The sequence below is a fragment of the Zongyangia hominis genome, assembly GCF_014385095.1.
Taxonomy (GTDB): Bacteria; Bacillota; Clostridia; order Oscillospirales; family Ruminococcaceae; genus Zongyangia; species Zongyangia hominis.
In genome coordinates, this window is the sequence record NZ_JACRTC010000009.1 from 49,503 (window position 1) to 57,787 (window position 8,285).

Consider the following 8,285-nt stretch of genomic DNA (forward strand, 5'->3'; position numbering starts at 1 on the left):
CTTCACCTCCTTGCGGCAAGCACATAGATTTGCGCTGCAAATGCTCCCAGACAGATCAGCAGGAAAATAACATCCTGCACATGAAAACCCAGCTTACAGATATTCGTCCGTTTTACCGGGCCTCCCAATCCCCGCGTAAGGGCTGCCTGGGACAGTTCCTCTCCGATTTTGACGGAGCAGATCATCATGGGGACAATCCGATACTCTAAAATCGCACCGACTTTTCCACCACCAAAGCGGATGCCACGCATCCGCATGGCGTCCCCAATAGCGCTCCATTCTTCCGCAACCGTGGGAAAGAAGCGAAACATCACAGACATAGGAATGGTGATCTGCTGCGGCAGGTGGAGCCGTTCCATCGCCGCAACAAATTCGCTGACCGTGGTTGTAGTTACCACGAAATATCCCATGACCACGCTGGGGGTGAACCGCAGAAGAATACCAACGACGGCTACCGCGATGTAGTTTGCTACGCCGGTCAGTCGGGACAGGCCGAACATTTCCAGACACAGACTGCCTCCAAAAATCAGGATATAGAGAACAGCGCCTTTCCATTTTCTGGCCGCTGACAAAAGTAACAGCGGGATCGCCGCCAAAACGATGATGTAATACTGCATGATACCTTCATACGAACCGCCTAAAATAAAGACAGCTATGGTAATCAGTACCGCCAGTTTTGTCCGGGGGTCTAATAAAATTCCGCTATTGTTTTTTTGACTTGCAAGAAGTTCGCGGCTCATTACACAATTCCCGCCCGCTCAAAGTGCTTTTTGAAAATCTTCCGTCCAATCAGACCGCCGACAAGACCGCTGACGAAAGCAGCAATAAGCAGTGCCGGCAAAATCCAGTCTGGCATATAAGCCATAAGCGTGTCGGCATATTCCTGACCATAGCCGGGGAGCAGGCTCTGGTAGTAAGCGTCACGCGTCACAACGATGGGAATAAACGCCCCGATTACCCACATGGAAAAAACGCCGTGGATCAGCACTTCACGCTTGGCGTTCTTGTAGTCACAGGCTTTCATCATAAAATCGGAAATCAGCCCGAAAATCAGCCCGGTAGGGATGCACCACCAGCCCATGCCGGTCAGCAGCATAATGATACCGAGCAGCACCCCGCAGATGGTAAGCATACCGAATTTTTTGATTTTGGAGAAGAACAACATCATCGGAATACCGCCCACAAGCGGCACGATCACGCTGATAAGCGGAATGAAAATCGGGATAAAACCGATGGACGCCGCAGCGAAAATGACGATAAAATAAATCGCCGTGAAAATACCGATATTGATGAGATCCTTTCCTTGCAATTTGTTGTTCATTGCGAAACCTCCTAACATGATTACTTTCGTCTTGATTAGTTCTTGCTAACCAACCCTAATGATAGCATAAACTCAGCTGTGCTTCTATGCACATATCGGTATTTTAAGCCCGTATAGCAAGGAGCTTTTTCGCTCTACCAGAATATCCATTGACCAGGAGTTTTCTCGCAGGTATAATAATATCAGCGATTTTGCGTGATGAAAGGGGCGAAGCAGTTGCGTAACATGATATACAACATTTTAGAAAACAGCGATGCTGTTTCTGGTGTGACCTTGAAAAACAGTCCAAATAGCAGCACATTGCTTTTGGATCGGGCAGATGGCAAGGGACGTATGACATTCCATACGCTCTTTCCGGGGCTGACTTTGGCTTTTATTTTTGTAAACGCTCCCGTATGGCCGGAGTCGGATGAAAATTCAAATCTAAAGCCTTTGCTGATTAACTATTGCGTTTCGGGCAGAAGTGAATTGCTTCTGGATGACGGCTCCTACATTTACCTGAAGGAAAATGATTTTTGTGTCAGTGAACAGACCGCACAGAAAGAATATATCTTTCCTACGAAGCAGTATCAGGGGATAAAAATATACTTTGACCTGTCACTTCTTCTTCAGTCCTGTGGTGAACTTTTGAAATCTTTTTCACTTGACCTCCCTACGCTGGAAGAAAATTATTGTGGCAATCATAAGACATATATCAACGAAGCGGATAGTGAACTGGAAAATATATTTCAAAACCTCTGGCGGCTTTCTGAAAGGCCTTCTATCTTCCATTTGCAAATCTATACGCTTGAACTTCTCCACCGGCTTCTCAACATGGAAATCCGGCCTCCGAAAACCTGCGGCTTCTACACGGAAACGCAGGTTGAAATTGCAAAAAGGGCAGCGCAAATCCTTTCCGATGATCTTCGCCAGCACATTCCTGTACGGCAGATTGCAGAACGCTTTTCGGTCAGTGAAACCAGCCTGAAAAACTATTTTCGAGGCGTATATGGACAGAATATATCCACTTGGCTGCGGGAAATCCGTATGAACGAAGCCGCAAGGCTTCTTTCGGACACAAAGCGTCCGATTGCCGAAATATCCGAACAGGTCGGCTACTCTAATCAAGGAAAATTTGCAGCCGTGTTCAAAAAGCAGTTTTGTCTTTCTCCGCTGGAATACCGGCGGTCAAAGAATTTGGGAAATATATAAGAGTAAAGCCGGGATTTTCCACTTGATAGAAAAGTCCCGGCCTTTCTTGTGCCTAAAAACTATTTGTAAATCAGTTCATCTTGAATAATTTCCTCTGCCTGCGCTTTCAGCGTGTTCATTAGCCCCACCCAGCGCATAGGGTCACAGGCTTTCAGTTCTTCCGTGACACCCGCAGTCTCCATCATGTGAGGCAACATGGTGTCCACACGCTCCTGCGCTGTCCGGTCAATCTCTATCAGGTGCGGATACAGCTTCTCGCTCATCAGCAGTTGGTTGTAGAGAATGGGGCGATGTTCCTTTAGGTAGGATTTTCGCATTCTGCCGTACTTGCCGATAGAAGTTTCCGGCTGTTCAGAAAGTTTTAGGTTGGGTATATCATAATCTCCACAACGAATGTAAGTCAACTTACTCATATTCATTCTCCTTTGCTTCGTGATGATTAGACTGCTGCGCTGGCTGCTATGCTGCCTTTGCGCGGTTCTTCTTTTGGTAGCTGACCGATAGTAGAAAAAACACCTTTTTTCATATCCTCAGCCCGGATCAAGGCTTTCTTAGCGTCCATTTCCGCTTTTTTCTTCGCCTTGATTTTGTTCTCATACCGTTTCTGTGCGCCGCTGGCTTTCCGCTTCAAATAATTCTGATGAAGCCTGTCCTTGCGTTCTTCTTTTTTCCGCAGTTCTTCCTGTTCCTCCGGGGTTAAAGGAACCGGCTGTAAGGATGGTGGGATATAGCGTCCTAAAAAATTGAAGTAGATTTCAATTTCCTGCGTGGTGTCCTGACTGCCTTTTCGGGCGCGTTCGTGGACAAGGATTTTCTCTACAAACTCATTGAGCATGGTGTTTGTCAGAGTGTCAAAATTCTCGTACTTATCAATCAGGGCTATAAATTTCTCCGCTGATTTCTGGCTCTGCTCATAGCCGGTAACAGCCTTTTCCAGCTCTGCAATTTCAATCTCAAGTGCATCCTGCTCTTTGGCATACTGTGCATCAAGCGCCTTATATCGTGCATCCGGCAGCTTGCCGAGGGCGTTGTCCTCATAGATTTTGCAAATCAGTTTTTCCAGTTCTCCGGCTCTCTTTTGGGCAGCAGCCAAACGCCTGCGCTTTTTCGATATATCGGCACTCTGTTGAGCAACCTGCGTCTCCTGAACAGTGTGAATAAATTCCGTCCGGTCATTTCTGGAATATTCAGCAATAGCCCGGAGCGTGTCGGAAACCAATGTCAGGACAGCACTCTCATTGATACGGTGTTGTGTAGGGCATAGTGTCCCACACGGAACTTTGGTATAATTGGAACAGGTATATTGAGAAATCCGCTTGCCATTGTTGGTGCGGTGGACATACATCTTGCCGCCGCAATCGGCACAATAGAGCAAGCCTGTGAGGGGAGCCGCTTCGCCCCAGCCGTTTGGATAACGCCGTACATTGCTGCGGATTTTCTGCGCCAAATCAAAGGTCTGCTGGTCGATAATGGCTTCATGGGTATTCTCAAAGATCGTCCATTCGTCCTCAGAAACATAGTGGCTTTTCTTGTCCTTAAAGTGCTTGCGGGTCTTGAAATTGATGGTATGCCCTAAATACTCTCGTTTTTTCAAAATGTTCACGATGGTAGATGATCCCCATCCATAGGGGTCTTTGACCGGCTTTGAACGGTTCACACCCTCGTTGAAGCGGGCAAGGTGTACGACAGGAATTTCAATCCGGTCTGTGGATAATTTGCAAGCAATCTGATAAGGCCCATATCCCTCCAGCGTGAGGGAAAAGATACGGCGTACCACTTCGGCGGCGGCTTCATCCACAAGCCAGTGTTCCCGCTTTTCGTCCCACAGATAGCCGTAGATAACGGTGCCGGTCAGGTGCTTGCCGCTCATGCCTTTTGACTTAAACACAGAGCGAATTTTCCGGCTGGTATCACGGGCGTAAAATTCATTCATGATGTTGCGGAACGGGGTAAAATCGTCATCGCCTTTCAGACTGTCCACACCGTCATTGATGGCAATCAGACGAACGCCTCGCTGCCGCAAAACCTCCATAACCTGACCGACCTTCAGATAGTCGCGCCCCAACCGGCTCATGTCCTTGATGACGATTGCCTCTACACGCCCTGCCTCCACTTCCTCCATCATCGCCAAAAATCCGGGGCGGTCAAACCGGGTGCCTGAGATACCATCATCGGTAAAGTGCGTAGGGTTGGGCAGCCCATTCCGGCGGGCAAAATCCTCTAACATCTGTTTTTGGTTGGATATGGAGTTGCTCTCGCCCTGTAACTCATCGTCCCGGCTCAGGCGCTCGTACAGTGGGGTAATTTTTTCATTTCTCATGGCTGTACCTCCTGAAACAAAAATGCTCTAAGTGACTGCTTCACTAACCATGACAAAAACCATGATTAAGAAGTCACTTAGAGCATATATCACCCGCAGCCAGCTTGTACTTTTTGTACTGACGGACGGCGAAGTGGTTGGGCTTCTCTGCCTCCAGCGCGTCAAACATCAGGTCCACGGGGTTCTTGAACTCCTCGTCATCCTCCCGGACCTCCATCGCGTTGATGAACTCGATGAGGGTGGAGAAATTCTGTTCCTCCACCGGGGCCTCGTAGTGGATATACCCAATGAGGGCGCAGTACAAAAGCGTCTCGGCCTTAACCCAAAAATCGTCCCCGGCCTTGCCCTCGCCCTTGGTGTTGGCGATCAGCGTCGTGACCAGTTTCAAGATGTCCTTTTCGGAGTGGATGTAGGCAAAGGGATTATAGTGCATGGACTTCTTGAAGTTGATGGTATTGAGGACTTTGATCCGATAAGGCTCATAGATGTCCTTGCCGTGCTTATCCTTCATGGGCTTGCCGTCCTTGCCCAGCTTGGGTGTGCCGCGCTGAAGCATTTTGCCGCACTCCACCAGGATGGTGCCTTTTGGGTCTGTCACCACATAGGAGCTGTGCATCTGCATCAGGTTCGGTTTCAGCCAGAAGCGGGTCTTGCCGGAACCGGAGCCACCGATCACCAGCACATTTTTGTTTCTGGCGGTCTTGGGGTCCTTGGGGCGGCTGTTCATGGTCAGGCTCTCGGTTTTAGTCAGAATCACATTGTTCTGGAACACCGGGTCGATGTAGGGTGCGATGTCCTCATGGGTGCCCCATCGCGCCGACCCGTATTCCATACCGTGCCGGTACTTCTTGGCGTTCTTGCTTTTGAGATACACGGCCAATCGCAGGCCAGCGCCGCAGCACAGCCCCACCAGCAGGTCCAAAGGGTGCAGGCTGGGCCACCAGCTGGCCAGCGCCACCGGCAGCGTGGAGAAGAACGAAAGCATTTTTGCCGAAGCGTCCGCACCCACGGCCATCCGCCATCCTTCACCGAAGTTGGTTGCGAACAGCCCCATCAGGATATAGGGCATATTCAGCAAAAGGAGCTTTTTGATGTCAAGTTGCTTTTTCATCTTCATCGTTCCAGCTCCTTCCGCTTGTTCCGGTCCACAACGGCGTGTTTCACCAGCTCTTTGAACTGGCTCAGCTTTGCCAGCACGGACGGACGCTCTGTTTTCTGCGCCTTTCTGACCTTCTTGCCGGTGTACTCGGTAAAGGCAGCGGTCAGGGCATCCGCATCGCGGCCTTTGAAAAAGATCAGGTACTTGGGCGGGGAGCTGCTGCGGTCCTTCTTCACCGCATAGTCAACGCCGTATTTCCGGGCGATCTTTTCAAACTCCTTGATGGAGGGGTCGGTGATCTCGATGTTGGAAACGCCCTGATTCTGGCCGATCAGCTGCTTCACCGTCTGTTTGCCGTGGGGAATCACGGGGGTATCCCGGCTTTTCTGCTTTTGCAGCTTCTTTTCCTTGCGGTGGGCAAGGTACTTGGTGATGGCGGCCTTAAACAGCCGCCCGGTAAACTTTGTTCCGCTGACTACCAGCGTCAAAGTCCTGTTTTCCACTTCCTCCTGCATAGGTCATCGCCTCCTTTCCACGGATTTTGCAGGGGTGGCGCTTGATACTAAGGCGGGACCACCAGCCGCCGCAGCAGGTATTTCATCATGGCAGGCTCCTTTCAACGCAGCTGATCGGAGCGGTCATAGTACAGATGTCCCTGGCGCACCTTGGCATGGCTGAGAATCTTGATGTGGCCCTTTTCCTGGTTCTCCAGGCTTTTCTGGTATCCGGCCTCCGTCAGAAACAGGCGGGTCCGTTCGCCTTTCCAGCCCACCGGCGAATCGTGGGTCAGCACATCGAAGATAATCATGTGCCGGGTGTCCTCGGCAAACCGCTCCAAATCCATGTACTCATGGCCGTGGTAGTTCTGCGCCCCGGCCTTGAGCCGCATTTCCTCCATCAGCTGGCCCACGGTCTTACGCTCAGGCATGGCGCGCACCTCCTTTCCCGCGTCCCTGGCCTTTCACAGTCAGGATACCGTCCAGGGTGGTAGCGGTGATCCGCAGGCGCTCAGCGGTGGCGATGTCATTCTTCACGGTCTCGTCGATGCCGTGGCCGCAGACCACCAGCACATGGGACCGGCGCAGATAGTCTCGCGCCATATCCAGCCCGTCCTTGTGTTCCTGGGGAATCTCGTCCTTGAGGAAGGTGGACAAGAACAGAACCGGGCAGATGGGCGAATACCCGGCGTCGTACACCTGGCGGCAGTAGGTGGCAGCGTTCTCGGCGTTCTCATACTGGTTGTTGCTCCAGGGAGCCGTAATGTAGGCAAGAGGTCGTTTCATGGCAAAATCCTTTCTCCCGGTATTGCCGGGCAACAGAAAAGCGGCTGTTTACCAGCCGCCTGTGTTCATATCGTGATTGACTTGTACGGTGTAGTGATTGCTGATCGTGGTGGGCGCGTTGAACAGCACTGCAAGCAAATACTGTTTCATATTGCGGACCTCCGTGGTGTTTTTCTGCATACCGTCCATGACAAATCGGATATGCTCGCTATCCAGCTTCAAGAACCGGGAGCGCACGACTTCATGGGGAAAGTCGCTGCCAGCGATCCGAGTGGTTTTACGTTTGGCACAAACGGTCTCCACCATCAGCTCCACAATCTCGTCCAGGTCCTCACGGTAGGTCGAAAACTCTCTGCACAGATAGTCATACTCGATGTTCTCCAGAATCAATTCCCGATAATTTTCTATCTCTGAGACAGACATCGCATCCCTTCCTTTCCGTTCCGGCAGCTGTGCTGCCGCTGTTTCCCGGAAGGGAATGGAATCGGTACTTGCTCCATGAGTATTTTGTTTTTGAGTATTTGGTTTCTCTATATTTAATTCTGCGGGCTTTTCCGTATCCGGTTTATCCAGATACGGGTTTTCCGTATCTGGTGAAGCCGTATCTGGTACAGCCGTATCCGGCCTTGGCGTTTCTGGCTGCCTGGGCTGGGGTTTCTCATAAATCACATACTCGGTGTCGCTGATCCGGCCTTGTTGGTCCCGCAGCTGGTTCCGCACGATGTAACCGGCGGTTTCCAACTCCCGCAGCGCACTGCCGATGGCATCAACGCCCTCCTTGCAGATTTTCGCAAGTCCACGGGTAGTATAGTTCCAGTCATCAGGCAGGGATAACATCATGGAAAGAAGCCCCTTTGCCTTGAGGGATAGTTCGTGGTTCCGCAGGTGATGATTGCTCATCACGGTATAATCTTTGGTCCGTTCAATGCGAAAAACGGCCATTGACTTCACTCCTATTACAATAAATTTGGACAGGGAAGCCGGGCAGCCAGTCCGGTTTCCCTTCCATCTCGTGCCTAAGCTACAATGAGAGGAGCAACTGGCTGACCATTCACTCCTTGGGCTTCTATG

Annotated in this window: 9 protein-coding genes and 1 pseudogene; 1 reads left to right on the plus strand and 9 read right to left on the minus strand. The window is 50.7% G+C overall.

Annotation, left to right across the window (positions count from 1 at the left end; all coding sequences use genetic code 11):
* Nucleotides 1–2: 2 nt before the first annotated feature.
* Both H8709_RS10815 and H8709_RS10820 read right to left on the minus strand, forming a co-directional pair.
* A complete protein-coding gene (locus H8709_RS10815; RefSeq protein WP_262398361.1) occupies nt 3–740 on the minus strand; it encodes an energy-coupling factor transporter transmembrane component T in 738 nt (245 codons plus the stop codon).
* Nucleotides 740–1,321: an MptD family putative ECF transporter S component gene (locus H8709_RS10820; protein WP_215633612.1), complete on the minus strand. Its 582-nt coding sequence runs from the start codon at nt 1,319–1,321 to the stop codon at nt 740–742. Before H8709_RS10820 ends, H8709_RS10815 begins: the two co-directional genes overlap by 1 nt.
* A 225-nt stretch (nt 1,322–1,546) precedes the next feature.
* Between H8709_RS10820 and H8709_RS10825 the strand changes: the two genes are divergently transcribed.
* Nucleotides 1,547–2,512 carry a helix-turn-helix domain-containing protein gene (locus H8709_RS10825; protein WP_262398362.1) on the plus strand — a complete coding sequence of 322 codons (966 nt, stop codon included), beginning with the start codon at nt 1,547–1,549 and terminating at the stop codon, nt 2,510–2,512.
* A 59-nt stretch (nt 2,513–2,571) separates the two neighbouring features.
* Here the strand turns inward: H8709_RS10825 and H8709_RS10830 are convergent, their stop codons facing one another.
* The 7 genes and pseudogenes from H8709_RS10830 to H8709_RS10860 form a co-directional block, all read right to left on the minus strand.
* Nucleotides 2,572–2,925, minus strand: coding sequence for a TnpV protein (locus H8709_RS10830; RefSeq protein ID WP_227884231.1), 354 nt, complete (start codon nt 2,923–2,925; stop codon nt 2,572–2,574).
* Nucleotides 2,926–2,951: 26 nt separating this feature from the next.
* Nucleotides 2,952–4,832, minus strand: a complete 1,881-nt coding sequence (locus H8709_RS10835) for a recombinase family protein (RefSeq protein WP_262398363.1) — start codon at nt 4,830–4,832, stop codon at nt 2,952–2,954.
* 91 nt (nt 4,833–4,923) lie between these two features.
* Nucleotides 4,924–5,943: pseudogene (locus tag H8709_RS10840) on the minus strand (type IV secretory system conjugative DNA transfer family protein); the annotation flags it as partial.
* 2 nt (nt 5,944–5,945) lie between these two features.
* Nucleotides 5,946–6,446 carry a PcfB family protein gene (locus H8709_RS10845; protein ID WP_002576352.1) on the minus strand — a complete coding sequence of 167 codons (501 nt, stop codon included), beginning with the start codon at nt 6,444–6,446 and terminating at the stop codon, nt 5,946–5,948.
* 101 nt (nt 6,447–6,547) lie between these two features.
* Nucleotides 6,548–6,859: a DUF5720 family protein gene (locus tag H8709_RS10850; RefSeq protein ID WP_002576353.1), complete on the minus strand. Its 312-nt coding sequence runs from the start codon at nt 6,857–6,859 to the stop codon at nt 6,548–6,550.
* Entirely contained in the window at nt 6,852–7,214 is a 363-nt protein-coding gene (locus tag H8709_RS10855; protein WP_002576354.1) for a DUF7768 domain-containing protein, read from the minus strand. Before H8709_RS10855 ends, H8709_RS10850 begins: the two co-directional genes overlap by 8 nt.
* Before the next feature lie 48 nt (nt 7,215–7,262).
* Nucleotides 7,263–8,156: a DUF6017 domain-containing protein gene (locus H8709_RS10860; protein WP_002576355.1), complete on the minus strand. Its 894-nt coding sequence runs from the start codon at nt 8,154–8,156 to the stop codon at nt 7,263–7,265.
* Between the last annotated feature and the right edge of the window lie 129 nt (nt 8,157–8,285).